This is a genomic window from Variovorax sp. ISS6 (genome assembly GCF_056523145.1).
In genome coordinates this window covers 1,998,834-2,013,016 of record NZ_JAWRZC010000001.1, presented here as the reverse complement: position 1 = coordinate 2,013,016, position 14,183 = coordinate 1,998,834, and the positions used below count along the sequence as shown (strand labels likewise).

Genomic DNA, 14,183 nt, shown 5'->3' with positions numbered 1-14,183 from the left:
GCCCTGGCGCCAGCGGGCCCAAAGGAAAAACGGCCGGGCGCCGCCGCCGCGCCCGGCCGCCCCCCGCTCAGCCCTGCACGAAGCCCAGCAGGTCCGCGTTCACACGGTCGCGGTGCGTGGTGCAGGTCGCATGCGGCGCGCCCGCGTACACCTCGAGCCGGCTGCCCGCGATCAGCTCGTGCGCCAGCTTGCCCGTGGCCTCGAAGGGAACGACCTGGTCGTCGTCGCCGTGGATCACCAGCGTGGGCACGTCGATCTTCGCCATGTCGGGGCGGAAGTCGGTCTCGGAGAACGCGGTCACGCAGTCGATCGTCGCCTTCAGCGAGGCCTGCAGCGCAATCTGCAGCGTCTGCTTGAACACGCCCTGCGACACCGCCGCGCCCGGCCGGTTGGTGCCGTAGAAGATGGTGCTGAAGTCGTCGAGGAACTGCGCCCGGTCGGCCGCGAGTCCGGAGCGGATGCCGTCGAACAGCGACTTCTCGGGGCCCACCGGATGGTCGGCCGTCTTCATGAACAGCGGCGTGACCGCGCTGATCAGCGCCAGCTTCGCCACCCGCGCCGAGCCGTGGCGCGCGATGTAGCGCGTGACGTCGCCGCCGCCCATCGAGAAGCCCGCGAGCACCACGTTCTTCAGGTCGAGCTTCTCGATCAGCTCGGCGATGTCGTCGGCGAAGGTGTCGTAGTCGAAGCCGGTCCAGGGCTGGCTCGAGCGGCCGAAGCCGCGGCGGTCGAAGGCGATGGCGCGGTAGCCGCGTTCGGCGAAGAACTGCATCTGGCTGTCCCACATGTCGGCGCTCAGGGGCCAGCCGTGGCTGAACAGGATCGGCTGGCCGCTGCCCCAGTCCTTGTAGTAGAGCTCGGTGCCGTCGCGAAGGGTCAGTGTGGTCATGGTTTTTCCTTGGTGAGGGGTTGAAAGAAACGGAAGGGGAAAGAAGGAAGGCTCAGAGCGACAGGAAGTGATGCACCTCCGGCTTGCCCGGCCCCGCATGGAAGCGCAGCGCCTCGCCCTGCAGGTCCGCATCGGCCTGCGACACGCGGTGGTGCTGGCGCAGGTGCTCGGCCCACGACTCGACGAGGAACCATTCCATGATCCGTTCCGGGTCGGCCGTGTGCTCGTGCAGGCCCCAGGCATAGGCGCCGTCGCGGCGGCGTTCGAGCGACAGGCGCTTCATCGCGGCCATGAAGGCGGGCCGGTCGTCCTTGCGGATGCGGTACTCGACCTGGATCATCACGGGCCCGCGGTCGTGCGCCACGGGCTCGGCCACCAGCGGTTCGGGCCAGTGGTTCGAGGCCTGCAGGTCGGCTTCGCCCGCGGGCAGCTTCACGCGGTGGAAGATCAACCCCGCCACCACCAGCCCCACGGCGCCCGCCACCAGCGTGAACGGCACGCCGATCTGCTGCGCCACCAGGCCCCAGCCCAGGCTGCCCGCGGCCATCGCGCCGTTGAACACCGTGAGGTAGACCGCCAGGCCGCGTCCGCGCACCCAGTTCGGCAGGATCGACTGCGCCACGCCGTTGAGCGTGGTCAGCGCCACGATCCAGCCCAGGCCCAGCACCAGCAGCAGCGCCACGGCCAGCCACTGGGGCGGCGCCAGCACCAGCGCGCCCATCACCGCTGCCGTCAGCACCGAGGCCAGCAGCAGCATGCCGTCGGCATCGAGCCGCTCGCGCATCCGCGGCATCAGCAGCGCGCCGCCGATGGCGCCCGCGCCCACCGCGCCCAGCAGCACGCCGTAGAAGCCGGCGCTGCCGCCGAGCATCTGGCGCGCCACCAGCGGCAGCAACGCCCACACCGAGCTCGCGAACAGGAAGAACACCGCCGCGCGCAGCAGCACCACGTGCAGCTCCTTGCTGGAGCGCGTGTAGCGCAGGCCGGCGCGGAAGGCACCGAGGAAGTTCTCCGACAGCCCGCTGTCGACGGCCGCCGGCCGCTTCCACCACAGGAGCGCCGCGATCACGAACACGTAGCTCAGCACGTCCACGCCGTAGGTCACGGCCGCGCCGAAGCTCGCGAGGATCAGCCCGCCCGCGGCCGGGCCGATCGAGCGCGCGATGTTGATGCCCAGCGAGTTCAGCGCCACCGCGCCCTTGAGGTCCGAACGCGGCACCAGCTCGGGCACGATCGACTGCCAGGTCGGCCCCATCAGCGCCGCGCCGATGCCGCCCACGAAGGTCAGCGCGATCAGGTACTCGACCGTGAGCGCGCCGGTGTGCGAGAGCACCAGCAGCGTGCCGCTGACCGCCGCCAGCACCAGCTGCACGAAGATCAGGAAGCGGCGCCGGTCGAGGATGTCCGACAGCACGCCGGCCGGGATCGCCAGCAGGAACACCGGCAAGGTGGCCGCGGTCTGGATCAGCGCCACCGCGGTCGGGCTAGCCGAGAGGTCGGTCACCAGCCACGAGCTCGCCACGTCGCGCATGAAGCTGCCGATGTTGCCGAGCACCGTGGCGGCCCACAGCACCGCGAACACCGGCTGGCGCAGCGGGGCGAAGGCGCCGGGCTTGGCGGTCTTGAGGGCTTCAGTCATCGCGGCGTTCCTTGAGGTCGAGCCAGGCCACGAGCACGAAGCCGCCGACCAGTCCCAGGTGTTCGAAGAAGGAGTTGGCGGCCATGAAGCGCTCATGCCCCAGCGGCATCTCCCAGAAACGCAGCGCGACGAAGGTCGCCATCAGCGTGAAGCCCGCCAGCGCGAGCGCGCCGAGCCAGCGCCAGAAGCCCGCGAGGATCAGCGCCGCGGCGCCGAGCTCGAGCACGATCACCGCCGCGGCCAGCGGGCCGGCCGGCGACAGGCCGAAGTGGTTCATCTCGGCGATCGCCGCGTCGAAGTCCATCGCCTTGTTGAGCCCGCCCTGCAGGTAGGCCGCGCACAACAGCAGCAAGGCGATCCAGCGCACGGCCGAAGAAGTGGTCCAGCGCATCGCCATCACACCGCCCAGCAGGCGCAGCCCAACGCGCCCCAGAAGCTCTTGAGGTCGGCGATCGGCAGCTTGCTGCTCCAGGCCGTCGCGTGGCTGTGACCATGCACGTTGCAATTGTTCGCGCAGCCGCAGGATGCCGCCGCGTTGCGCATGACCTTCTGCATCGGCGCGCCCTCGGCACCGTGCACGCCCTGGGTGTCGGCCCAGCCGGCATAACCGCCGAAGGTACGCGCCGGCGACCAGTCGGGCATCGCGGGCGGCGGCGCGCCCTCGTCGAGCGACGCGAAGCGCCCGGCGCCATAGACCACCTTGCCGCCCACCATCGTCAGCAGCGCCGTGATGTCGGCGATCTCCGATTCGGCGCAGCCGAAGTAGTCGCGGTCGGGCACTACCAGGTCGGCCAGCTGGCCGGCCTGGATGCGGCCCTTCTTGCCCTCCTCGTTCGAGAACCAGGTGACGTTCTCGGTCCACATGCGCAGCGCGCCCTCGCGGTCGAGGCAGTTGCGCTGCGGGTAGAGCTGCATGCCGCCCACCGTCTTGCCCGTGACCAGCCACGACAGCGACACCCACGGGTTGTACGAGGCCACGCGCGTCGCGTCGGTGCCGGCCGAGACCTTGAGCCCGCGCTCCAGCATCTTCTTGACCGGCGGCGTGGCCTCGGCCGCGCCCGCGCCGTAGCGCTCGACGAAGTACTCGCCCTGGTAGGCCATGCGGTGCTGCACCGCCACGCCACCGCCGAGCGCGGCGATGCGGTCCATCGATTCCTCGGAGATCGTCTCGGCATGGTCGAAGAACCAGTTCAGGCCGGCCAGCGGCGTGTCCTTGTTCACCTTCTCGAACACGTCGAGCGAGCGGCTGATGGTCTCGTCGTAGGTCGCGTGCATGCGCCAGGGCCAGCGGTTCTGCGCCAGGATGCGCACCACCTCCTCGAGCTCGCCTTCCATCTCGGGGCCCATCTCGGGCCGCGGCTCGCGGAAGTCCTCGAAGTCGGCGGCCGAGAACACCAGCATCTCGCCCGCGCCGTTGTGGCGGAAGTAGTCGTCGCCCTGCTTGTATTTCGAGGTGCGGGTCCAGTTCAGGAAGTCGGCCTTCTCCTCCTTGGCCTTCTGCGTGAACAGGTTGTAGGCCAGGCGGATCGTGAGCTGCCCGTCGTCGGCCAGCTTCTGGATCACGGCGTAGTCGTCGGGATAGTTCTGGAAGCCGCCGCCCGCGTCGAGCGCGCCGGTCACGCCCAGGCGGTTGAGCTCGCGCATGAAGTGGCGCGTGGAATTGAGCTGGTAGTCGAAGGGCAGCTTCGGCCCCTTGGCCAGCGTCGCGTAGAGGATCGCGGCATTGGGCTTGGCCAGCAGCAGGCCGGTCGGGTTGCCCGCGGCATCGCGCACGATCTCGCCGCCGTGCGGCGCCGGCGTGTCCCTGGTGTAGCCGACGGCGCGCAGCGCGGCGCCGTTGAGCAGCGCGCGGTCGTACAGGTGCAGGATGAACACCGGCGTGTCGGGCGCCACCGCGTTGAGTTCGGCGATGGTCGGCAGCCGCTTCTCCACGAACTGGTGCTCGGTGAAGCCGCCCACCACGCGCACCCATTGCGGCGCCGGCGTGATCGCCACCTGGCGCTTGAGCATGCCCATCGCGTCGGCCAGGCTCCTCACGCCGTCCCAGCGCAGCTCCATGTTGTAGTTGAGGCCGCCGCGGATGATGTGCAGGTGGTTGTCGATCAGCCCCGGCAGCACGCGCTGGCCCTGCAGGTCGATCACGCGGGTGCTCGGGCCGGCCAGCGGCAGCACGTCTTCGGCGCGGCCCACGCGGGTGTAGCGGCCGTCCTTGATGGCCACGGCATCGGCCGTGGGGTTGGCGCGGTCCAGCGTGGTGAAGCGGCCGTTGCGCAGGATGAGGTCGGGGGTCTGGGTGTTGGCCATGGTCGGGGTGGATGCGAGGGAGGTGGCGGCGAAGGCGCCGAGGGCGCCCAGGAGCTGGCGGCGTTGCGGGTCGGGGGTGCTCATGCATCGCTCCTGTCGGACGAGTGGGCGGCGGTCTTCGCCGCTTCGGGCTGCACGCACTTCGGCAGTTCGCCGAACACATGCGGCTTGACCTGGTGATGCAGCCACGAGGTGGCCGCGGGCCGCTCGAACACCTGCCGCACCAGCGGCGGGAGCTGCTCGCCGAGCAGGATGCCGAGCAGGCCGACCAGCGCGATCACCGGCGGCGCCGGCGAGCGCACCTGGAACAGCGCGTAGATCACGCCGACCAGCAGGCCCAGCGCAAGGGAGACGACATAGGGCTTCATGGCCGGCGCTCTCTGTTCGTTGTTCCGTTCGTTGCCGGGGCTCAGCCTTCGTGGGCGCCGAACATGCTCTTGGCGTAGTTGATGCCGATGCCGTAGGCGCCGCCCACCTTCTTCGCGATGCCGGTCGTGAGTTCGTAGGTGTCGCTGCGCGCCCAGTCGCGCTGCAGCTCGAGCAGGTACTGCAGCGAGGTCATCGGCCGCGCGCCGGCCTGCACCATGCGCTGCATCGCGCGCTCGTGCGCCTCGGCCGACACGTCGCCGCAGGCATCGGCGATCACGTAGACCTCGAAGCCCTGGTCCAGCGCCGACAGCGCCGGGCCCACGATGCACACGCTGGTCCACAGGCCCGCGAGCACGATGCGCGGCTTGCCGATCTCATTCACGCGCTCGATCACGGCCGCGTCCTCCCAGGTGTTCATCGAGGTGCGGTCCAGCATCTTCTGCTCGGGGAAGGCGGCCGTGATCTCGTCGAACATCGGGCCCGAGAAGCTCTTCTCGGCCACGGTCGTGAGGATGGTCGACACGCCGAAGCCTGCCGCCGCCTGCGCCACCAGCGCGGCGTTGTTGCGCAGGTTCACCGCGTCGATCGAGTGCGTGGCGAAGGCCATCTGCGACTGGAAGTCGATCATCACCAGCGTGTGGTCGGTGGGGGTCAGCAGGGTGGCGCCGGCGGTGGGGGTGGCTTTGATGGACATGGGAAGACTCCTGAAAAACGAGGTTGAAAAAAAGACAGAGGGGGAGAAACGAAATCAGAGCGCCGGCAGCTCGTTCGGCCGCAGGTCGAACACCAGCACCTCGGCGTCGTCGCCGTTGGCAAAGTCGAGCTGCTGCGCGAGGCGGATGCGGGCGCCGTCGCCCTCGGCCATGCGCTGGCCGTTGACTTCCACGCTGCCGCGGGCCACGTGCACATAGGCATAGCGGTCGGCGGCCAGTTGCAGCGAGGCGGTCTCGGCGCCGTCGAACAGGCCGGCGTAGACGCGGGCGTCCTGGTGCACCGCGAGCGAGCCCTGGTCGCCGTCGGGCGAAATGATCAGCCGCAGCCGGCCGCGCTTTTGCTCGGCGTCGAAGTGCACCTGCTGGTAGCGCGGCGCCACGCCGCGCGCACCGGGCACGATCCAGATCTGCAGGAAATGCACCGGGTCCACGGCCGAGGCGTTGAACTCGCTGTGCCGCACGCCGGTGCCGGCGCTCATCATCTGCACGTCGCCCGGGTGAATCACCGAGCCCGTGCCCATCGAGTCCTTGTGTTCGAGCGCGCCTTCGAGCACGTACGAAAAGATCTCCATGTCGCGGTGCGGATGGGTGCCGAAGCCGCGGCCCGGCGTCACGCGGTCGTCGTTGATCACCAGCAGGTCGGAGAAGCCCTGCTGTTGCGCGTCGTGGTAGTGGCCGAAGGAGAAGGTGTGGCGCGACTGGAGCCAGCCGAAATTGGCGGTTCCACGGTCGGCGGCGGCGCGAAGTTCCAACATGGTTGATGACCTTTCGATGACGTTTTTGATCGATGTGATTCACAATCGCTTTCGGGGATCATCCCCTAGGCATGGATCAATCATCGCGGGCCGAAACCCGGTCATCGGCGAAACTTTTCAGCTTCTATGATCGAAGTTTTCGATCATCTATTTCGATCGTTCAACCTTCGTACTCATCCACAGGAAACCGCCCCGTGCTCAAGCTCAGCCTGGAAGCCATCGAGGTCGTCGACGCCATCGCGCGCCACGGCTCCTTCGCGGCCGCCGCCACGCGCCTGAACAAGGTGCCCTCGACCATCTCGTACGCCGTGGGCAAGCTCGAGGAGCAGCTCGGCATGCTGCTGTTCGAGCGCAACGGCCCGCGCGTCACCCTCACCGCCGCGGGCGAGGAAATGCTCAAGGAAGGCCGCTGGCTGCTGAGCGCCGCGAGCGACCTCGAATCACGCATGCGCCAGATCGCCACCGGCTTCGAGTCCGAGTTGCGGCTGGTGCACGACTCGCTGATTCCCACCCAGGCGCTGATCGGCGACGTGCGCGCCTTCGAGGACCTGCGCTGCGGCACCCGGCTGCGCATCGGCTGCGAGGCCCTCACCGGCACCTGGGAGGCGCTGCGCGAAGGCCGCGCCGACATCGTCATCGCCGCGGGCGAAGGCCCGGCCGGCGGCGGCTACCAGGCCACGCAGGTCGGCAGCCTCGAGTTCGCCTTCTGCGTCGCGCCCACCCATCCGCTCACGCGCATCGGCCGAGCGCTGCAGCGCGGCGACCTGCTCGAGCACAACGCCATCGTGGTGGGCGACAGCGCGCGCACCCTGTCGGACCGCACCGTCGGCCTGCTGGCCGGGCAGCCGCGCATCACCGTGCCCTCGATGGTCGCCAAGATCGCCTGCCAGCTCGAAGGGCTGGGCCACGGCTACCTGCCGCGCGCCTGCATCGCGCTCGAGCTCGCGCGCGGCACCCTGGTCGAACTGCCTACCGAGGAGCCGCGTCCGCCCGAGGCCTTCTGGCTCGCGTGGAAGACCGGCGCGAAGGGCCAGGCGCTGCGCTGGTGGCGTGAGCGGCTCAACCGGGCGCTGGTGCCGGCGCTGCTGCCGCGCTCGATGTGGGTGCAATGAGCCGATGGCCGACATGCATGCGGCATGAGCGGCCTTCGCGCGCGAACGGTTTCAAGCGAGGATCGGCACCATGAGGACACGGATCGTGCTGCGCCGCGACAGCGGCTTCATGGATTTCACGCGCAAGTACAAGGTGCTGATCGACGGCGAGGAGGCTGGCACCATCGGCAACGGCGGCCGCTTCGAGACCGAGGTCGAGGCCGGCTCGCACACCCTGCAGTTGCGCATCGACTGGTGCAGCTCGAACCTGCTGGAGTTCTTCGCGCCCGAGGGCGGCCAGCTCGGCCTCGAGTGCGGTTCCAACCTGCGCGGGCGCAACATCTGGAAGGCCAGCCGCCTGCTCGACGAGGCGCCCGAGGCGTGGATCTGGCTGCGGCTCGCGGCCTGAGCCCTGCCCGCCTTGCCCGGGGGCCTCAGCCCGCCGCGCGCAGCTTGTCGAGCGCCCGGTCGAGAAAGCCCAGCCGGTCCTGTCCCCAGAAGCGCTCGTCGCCGAGGATGAAGGTCGGCGCCCCGAACACGCCGAGCTCCACCGCCTCCGCGCTGTTGGCGCGGTACACGGCCAGCACCTCGGCCGACTGCTCCATCGCCTGCAGGGTCGCGCCGTCGTAGCCGTTCTCGTCGGCCACAGCGATGCGCACCGCCGCCTCCGACGTGTCGCGCTCCTCGGCCCACAGCGCGCGCAGCAGCGCATGCGAGAGCTGCAGCGCATCGAGCCCCTGCAGCTGCGCCGCGATCACCATCCAGCCCGCGTACTTGTTCCAGTTCGGGTCGCTGGGCGCGCCCTTCGGGTAGTGCGCCGGCTCCAGGTTCAGCGGCATGCCGAGGTAGTCGCGCCAGCGCGCCAGTTCGAGCGCGTGGTACGTGCGGCGCGGCTCAGGCCGCGTCTTCAGCGGAATGCCGCCGGTCTGCGGCACCACCGCCTGGAAGTCGTAGGGCTTGAGCGCCAGCCGCACGTGGTGGCGGCGCACGATGTCCTGCAACTGCGGGCCACCGAGGTAGGCCCAGGGCGAGGAAAGGCTGTAGAAGCAGTCGAGGGCAAGGGTCGTCATGGGGCCGGATTATCTGCAGCGCCCTGGCGCCCGGCGTCAGCGCAAGCCGACAAAAACCGGCGTCGCGCGGCGCCGTGTTCCACATCGCGCAGCCAACCTCGCCGTACATCGGCGAACACCGTCATACACCGCGCTACGCGCTGTCTTCCCAACGCGGCGAAACTATCGCCTTCCCGCCCGCGTCACACAACGCCGGCCTTTTTCTCGGGAGCCCCTTTGCCCTCATACAACACCAACGCAAGAATCGCCCGCTTCGCCCTGTCGACCTCGGCCGCCGTCATCGGCAGCCTCGCCGCCTACTGGACCCTGCTGGCCACGCGCCAGGGCCACATCCTCTTCAATGCCCGCAAGCGGCCCGTGGTGCATCTGTCGGAAGACTTCTCCACCTACTCGCACCCCGTGCCCGGCGGCATGGTGCGCGGCTACGTCTATCACCCGCAGGGCGAGGCCGCCGTGCAGGACCTCTTCCTCTACCTGGCCGGCCGCGGCGAGGACGTGCGCGTGACCGCCCAGGCCCTGCACTGGCTGCCCGAGGGCTTCGGCATGGCCGCCATCAACTACCGCGGCGTGGCCGATTCGCAGGGCAGCCCGTCGGAGGTCGCCTCCGTGGCCGACGCCGAGCAGTTCGCGCGGCACCTGCGCCGCGCCTTCCCGCAGGCGCGATTGCACGTCGTCGGCCGCAGCCTCGGCACCGGCGTCGCCATCCAGCTGTCGGCGCGCCAGCCCTTCGAGAGCCTGCAGCTCGTGACGCCCTACGACTCCATGCTCGAAGTCGCGAAGAAGCGCTTTCCGCTCGTGCCGCTGTCGCTGCTGCTGCGCCATCGCTTCAATTCGATCGAGCACAGCAAGGAGGTCGCCGCCAAGACCCAGGTGCTGCTGGCCGAGCGCGACGACGTCGTGCTGCACGAACGCTCGCAGAAGCTCATCGACGCCTGGCCCACGCCCGTGAGCGTGAAGACCGTGGCGAACTCCGACCACCACAACATCATGGGGCTGGAGGAAACCTGGCTGCGGCTGATCGACTTCGCGTTGACTTCGGTGTTGCCGGAGCCGATGGCGGCTTGAGTTGGCGCCGCGCCGATTGATCTATTGGTGAAAGCCGCCGGTTCTGCCGGCGGCTTTTTTCATGGCGCGGCGATGGCCGGGGTCGGGGGCTGGCTCGCGTCTTCGATCGCCTCGCGCAGCGTGAGGGCCGCGGCGTGGATCGTGTCGATGCGGCACATCAGGGCCTGGTTGAGCAGATACAGCAAGGCGCTGAGCTCGGTGCGGGTGGGGGCCAGGGTTTCGCAATCCTGGAGGCCGGCAGGTGCTACCAGCTTTTCCAGCGCGGTGTAGGCGCGCAGGACTTCGTTGAGGTGATCGGCGTCGTCGCAGGTTTGGAGTGCGAGGGTGCTCAGGTCGAGCGACATGAGACGAATAAACGTCGAGGGATCGGAAGATTGCGCGGAAGCGCAAACGGATTCAGCCATGTGATGGACTCCTAGTTGCGCAGAGGTTCATCAGGCTTCCAAACCCGGCCGCGCCACTTGGCACGACCCGGGCAGTGTATCTATCTGCACCGAATTTCAGTAGCGCCCTTTTTCTCGGATGAGCACAAGAGATATCCGCACAAATAATTGACCCACAGGCAACTATCTTCTGCCTTAAACCCCATTTATCCGCAAAGATAGCCGCGAGACACTCCTTCACATCCCAGAAGGAGTGCCCCATGCCCATCGCCCTACTAGCGCTAACCCTCAGCGCTTTCGCCATCGGAACCACAGAGTTCGTCATCGTTGGCCTCATCCCCACCGTCGCCGCCGATCTAGGCATCGGCCTTCCCTCCGCCGGCCTGCTGGTCAGCCTCTATGCACTGGGCGTGGCCATCGGCGCGCCGGTGCTCACCGCGCTCACGGGCAAGCTGCCGCGCAAGGCGCTGCTGCTGGGCCTGATGGCGCTGTTCACGGTCGGCAACCTGCTGGCCTGGAAGGCGCCGAGCTACGAAACGCTGGTGGCCGCGCGCATCCTCACGGGGCTGGCGCACGGGGTGTTCTTCTCGATCGGCTCGACCATCGCCACCGGCCTGGTGCCCAAGGAAAAGGCGGCCAGCGCGATCGCGATCATGTTCACGGGCCTCACGGTGGCGCTGGTCACGGGCGTGCCGCTGGGCACCTTCATCGGGCAGCACTTCGGCTGGCGTGAAACCTTCCTCGCGGTGTCGGCGCTCGGCGTGATCGCCTTCGTGGGCAGCTGGATCTTCGTGCCCAGCGACATCCGCCACACGGCGCCGGCCTCGCTGGCGCAGCAGGCCAAGGTGCTGGCCGAGCCGCGCCTGCTGCTCGTGTATGCCAAGACGGCCATCGGCTACGGCGGCTCGTTCATTCCCTTCACCTTTCTCGCGCCGATCCTGACCGACGTGGCCGGCTTCAGCGCGGGCGCGGTGGGCTGGGTGATGCTGGTCTACGGCGTGTCGGTGGCGGTGGGCAACATCTGGGGCGGCAAGCTGGCCGACCGGCTCGGCCCGATCCCGGCGCTGAAGATCATCTTCGCGCTGCTGGCCGCGGTGCTGCTGCTGTTCAACTTCGCCGCGCCGCACAAGTGGTTTGCCGTGGTGGCGGTGCTGCTGTGGGGCGCGGTGGCCTTCGGCAACGTGCCGGGCCTGCAGGTCTACGTGGTGAAGCAGGCCGAACGCTTCACGCCGCAGGCGGTCGACGTGGCCTCGGGCCTGAACATCGCGGCCTTCAACCTCGGCATTGCCGGCGCGGCCTGGGCCGGCGGCCTGATCGTCACGCACCTCGGCCTGATGCACACGCCCTGGATCGGCGCGCTGGTGGTGCTGGTGTCGCTGGCGCTCACGCAGTGGAGCGGCGTGCTCGACCGCCGCAGCGGCATCCCGGTGCGCGCCTCGGGGCCGGTGCCGGTCGGACACTGAGGCGCGGTGCGCGCCTGCGCCGCGCGACGAGGGCGCGGCGTCTTCTCCCTTCTTTCGCCTTCATCCACCCATCCATTCACCGGTCGATCGATTCGACCCACGTACTTCTCAACCAAGGACCCAACCATGAGCAACGACAACACCCCCTCCCCCATCCCCGCCTTCGGCCTCGGCACCTTCCGCCTCAAGGGCCAGGTGGTCATCGACTCGGTGAAGACCGGCCTCGAGCTCGGCTACCGCACCATCGACACGGCCCAGATCTACGGCAACGAAGCCGAGGTGGGCCAGGCCATCGCCGAAAGCGGCGTGGCGCGCAGCGAGCTCTTCATCACCACCAAGATCTGGACCGACAACTACGCCAAGGACAAGCTGGTGCCCAGCCTCAAGGACAGCCTCGCGAAGCTGCGCACCGATCACGTCGACCTGACGCTGATCCACTGGCCCTCGCCCGGCAACGCGGTGCCGGTGGCCGAGTTCATGAGCGCGCTGGCCGACGCCAAGGCGCAGGGGCTCACCAAACGCATCGGCGTGTCGAACTTCAACATCGCGCTGATGAAGGAAGCCATCGCGGCCGTGGGCGCGGCGCAGATCGCCACCAACCAGGTCGAGCTGCACCCCTACCTGCAGAACCGCAAGGTGGCCGAGTTCGCGAAGAGCCAGGGCATCCACATCACCTCGTACATGACGCTGGCCTACGGCAAGGTCATCCACGACCCCGCGATCGAGGCGATTGCCAAGGCGCATGGCGCGACCACGGCGCAGGTGGTGCTGGCCTGGGCGATGCAGCTGGGCTATGCGGTGATTCCGTCGTCGACCAAGCGCGCGAACCTCGAGAGCAATCTGAAGGCGCGGCAGCTTCGGCTCAGCGACGTGGAGATGACGCAGATCGCGGCGCTCGACCGTGGCGAGCGGCTGACGGATCCGGCCGGGTTGTCGCCGGCGTGGGATTGAGGGAACAAGAAGAAAGAGAAAGCGCGGCGGGCCGCGCCCTGAAGGCCGGCCCGCACGCTGGAGCTGCTGCGCCCGAGGCGCGGCATGCTGCCCGCATCAAGAACCTTCGCTGACGCCACGCGCCGCCGTGGCGCGCGCCTCGGCACGCACGGCCTGGCGGTCGACATTGCCGGCCACGACGCGGGCCACGCCATCGCCGCTCACGTCGCCATAGAGGTTGCCGGCACGTGCGGCGGCCACGGCCTGCGAGCGGGCGTCCGAACGGGCGACCTGGCTCTGGAACACCGGCGGCACGCCGGCCTGGGCGGCTTCGCTGTACGGGTCTTCGCTGTGGGCGGCGACCACGGCCTGGGCACGCACATCGGCGCGGCTCGCGGTCGACTGGAACTGCAGCACGCCCTGGTATTGCTCGGCGCTGGCGCCGAGCGAGAACACGGAAGCGAGGACGGCGACGGAGAGGAGGACGGAAGACTTCATGATGGACTTTCTCGAAGGTTGAAGAAAAAGAAGGAGACGGACAGTCGTCAGTGGCGGAAGGAGAGGGTTGTTGCTGCTGACGGAAGTGATTGTTTGAGCGGCACGCCCCTCGCGAACGCGGTTGCGTATGCCTGTGTATCTGCGGGGGCGAACGCTCACAGTAAATTGCATCGCGACCCGAAGCGGTAGCCTCCATCGCTCCTCTCGAACGACGATCGCCCCCTCATGACGGAACGACAACTCATCATCCCCGCCTCGATGCAACGCCTCGCCGAACGCGCGGGCTACGCGCCCGCCGTCAAGGTCGGTGCCACGGTCTATTGCGCGGGCCAGGTCGGCCGCACGCCCGAACTCGAGGTCATCGCCGACCCCGAGGCGCAGTTCGTCGCGGCCTGGGACAACCTGCGCACGGTGCTGGCCGAAGCCGGCTGCACTTTCGAGGACGTGGTCGAGATGACCACCTACCACGTCGACATGGCCACGCACATGCCGGTGTTTCGCGCGGTGAAGGACCGCCTCTTTCCTCGCGGCCAGTGCGCCTGGACCTGCATCGGCGTGCACTCGCTCGCGCACGCGGGGTTGCTGGTGGAGATCAAGTGCATCGCGGTGGCGCGCGACGCGGCAGCGGGCTGAATGCGCGCACCGGCGGTGCCGGTTCCTCAGTCCTTCGACGCGGCATCGCCCACGGGCTTCACCGCCGCATCGGCCTCGAGGCAAGCCGCCTTCAACGCCTCGGCCACCGCATCGGGCGCATCGCGCAGCTCGACGATGTCGCGCTCGCCCACGCAATGCCCTTCGAGCCGGATGTAGATGCGCTTGAAGTCGCCGCCCAGCGCCTTGGCCACGTCGCGCAGGCAGTCGGGCAGCGTGGCGAAACCGCTGTCGCGGTAGGAGCTCGGCGGGATCACGCCCTTGGAGCGCGGCGCGCGTACCGAGTAGCCGTAGGCGGCGCCCTGCTCCTTCAGCTCGACCACGGGCTGAAGGGTGCGCTCGACTTCCAGGGCTCGCTTCATC

General features: G+C 68.8%; 17 protein-coding genes. 6 read left to right on the top strand and 11 right to left on the bottom strand.

The annotated features are described in order from the left end of the window. Positions 1-67 precede the first annotated feature (67 nt). The 7 genes from AC1HIL_RS09240 to AC1HIL_RS09210 all read right to left on the bottom strand — a co-directional run bounded on the left by AC1HIL_RS09240 (position 68) and on the right by AC1HIL_RS09210 (position 6,669). The gene (locus tag AC1HIL_RS09240) at positions 68-889 is read right to left on the bottom strand and encodes an alpha/beta fold hydrolase (protein WP_479671662.1); all 822 of its coding nucleotides are present in this window, start codon (positions 887-889) and stop codon (positions 68-70) included. Positions 890-941: 52 nt separating this feature from the next. Next, complete coding sequence (locus AC1HIL_RS09235; protein ID WP_479671661.1) at positions 942-2,528, bottom strand: MFS transporter; 1,587 nt, start codon at positions 2,526-2,528, stop codon at positions 942-944. Further along, positions 2,521-2,919, bottom strand: a complete 399-nt coding sequence (locus tag AC1HIL_RS09230) for a DoxX family protein (RefSeq protein ID WP_203204380.1) — start codon at positions 2,917-2,919, stop codon at positions 2,521-2,523. Before AC1HIL_RS09230 ends, AC1HIL_RS09235 begins: the two co-directional genes overlap by 8 nt. Positions 2,920-2,924: 5 nt before the next feature. Continuing rightward, on the bottom strand, positions 2,925-4,832 hold the full coding sequence (locus AC1HIL_RS09225) for an amidohydrolase (protein WP_422098238.1): 1,908 nt from the start codon (positions 4,830-4,832) through the stop codon (positions 2,925-2,927). Positions 4,833-4,912: 80 nt separating this feature from the next. Beyond that, complete coding sequence (locus AC1HIL_RS09220; RefSeq protein WP_057597235.1) at positions 4,913-5,200, bottom strand: DUF1427 family protein; 288 nt, start codon at positions 5,198-5,200, stop codon at positions 4,913-4,915. A 41-nt stretch (positions 5,201-5,241) separates the two neighbouring features. After that, positions 5,242-5,895: a hydrolase gene (locus AC1HIL_RS09215; protein WP_479671660.1), complete on the bottom strand. Its 654-nt coding sequence runs from the start codon at positions 5,893-5,895 to the stop codon at positions 5,242-5,244. Positions 5,896-5,949: 54 nt separating this feature from the next. Further along, a complete protein-coding gene (locus tag AC1HIL_RS09210; protein WP_479671659.1) occupies positions 5,950-6,669 on the bottom strand; it encodes a pirin family protein in 720 nt (239 codons plus the stop codon). Positions 6,670-6,863: 194 nt separating this feature from the next. On the opposite strand from AC1HIL_RS09210, the gene AC1HIL_RS09205 reads away from it, so the two are divergent. Both AC1HIL_RS09205 and AC1HIL_RS09200 read left to right on the top strand, forming a co-directional pair. Beyond that, a complete protein-coding gene (locus AC1HIL_RS09205) occupies positions 6,864-7,781 on the top strand; it encodes a LysR family transcriptional regulator (RefSeq protein WP_422098031.1) in 918 nt (305 codons plus the stop codon). Positions 7,782-7,851: 70 nt separating this feature from the next. Next, positions 7,852-8,169, top strand: a complete 318-nt coding sequence (locus AC1HIL_RS09200) for a hypothetical protein (RefSeq protein WP_261211350.1) — start codon at positions 7,852-7,854, stop codon at positions 8,167-8,169. 25 nt (positions 8,170-8,194) lie between these two features. Here the strand turns inward: AC1HIL_RS09200 and AC1HIL_RS09195 are convergent, their stop codons facing one another. Further along, on the bottom strand, positions 8,195-8,830 hold the full coding sequence (locus tag AC1HIL_RS09195) for a 2-hydroxychromene-2-carboxylate isomerase (RefSeq protein WP_261211351.1): 636 nt from the start codon (positions 8,828-8,830) through the stop codon (positions 8,195-8,197). 216 nt (positions 8,831-9,046) lie between these two features. Between AC1HIL_RS09195 and AC1HIL_RS09190 the strand changes: the two genes are divergently transcribed. Continuing rightward, entirely contained in the window at positions 9,047-9,895 is an 849-nt protein-coding gene (locus AC1HIL_RS09190; protein ID WP_412179317.1) for an alpha/beta hydrolase, read from the top strand. A 59-nt stretch (positions 9,896-9,954) separates the two neighbouring features. On the opposite strand, the gene AC1HIL_RS09185 is transcribed toward AC1HIL_RS09190, so the two are convergent. Continuing rightward, on the bottom strand, positions 9,955-10,299 hold the full coding sequence (locus AC1HIL_RS09185; protein WP_479671658.1) for a hypothetical protein: 345 nt from the start codon (positions 10,297-10,299) through the stop codon (positions 9,955-9,957). A gap of 239 nt (positions 10,300-10,538) precedes the next feature. Between AC1HIL_RS09185 and AC1HIL_RS09180 the strand changes: the two genes are divergently transcribed. Together AC1HIL_RS09180 and dkgB are read left to right on the top strand one after the other, a co-directional pair. Continuing rightward, the gene (locus AC1HIL_RS09180; protein ID WP_203204371.1) at positions 10,539-11,741 is read left to right on the top strand and encodes an MFS transporter; all 1,203 of its coding nucleotides are present in this window, start codon (positions 10,539-10,541) and stop codon (positions 11,739-11,741) included. Positions 11,742-11,867: 126 nt separating this feature from the next. Continuing rightward, positions 11,868-12,692 (top strand): 2,5-didehydrogluconate reductase DkgB, encoded by an 825-nt coding sequence (gene dkgB / locus AC1HIL_RS09175; protein WP_479671657.1) that lies wholly within the window; start codon positions 11,868-11,870, stop codon positions 12,690-12,692. A 96-nt stretch (positions 12,693-12,788) separates the two neighbouring features. Here the strand turns inward: dkgB and AC1HIL_RS09170 are convergent, their stop codons facing one another. After that, positions 12,789-13,169 (bottom strand): hypothetical protein, encoded by a 381-nt coding sequence (locus AC1HIL_RS09170; protein WP_057597225.1) that lies wholly within the window; start codon positions 13,167-13,169, stop codon positions 12,789-12,791. 258 nt (positions 13,170-13,427) lie between these two features. Here AC1HIL_RS09170 and AC1HIL_RS09165 point away from each other — a divergent pair, with 258 nt between their 5' ends. After that, positions 13,428-13,802: a RidA family protein gene (locus tag AC1HIL_RS09165; protein WP_479672753.1), complete on the top strand. Its 375-nt coding sequence runs from the start codon at positions 13,428-13,430 to the stop codon at positions 13,800-13,802. A 26-nt stretch (positions 13,803-13,828) separates the two neighbouring features. Here AC1HIL_RS09165 and AC1HIL_RS09160 read toward each other — a convergent pair whose 3' ends face one another. Continuing rightward, positions 13,829-14,182, bottom strand: a complete 354-nt coding sequence (locus AC1HIL_RS09160; protein ID WP_057593908.1) for a hypothetical protein — start codon at positions 14,180-14,182, stop codon at positions 13,829-13,831. Position 14,183 lies beyond the last annotated feature (1 nt).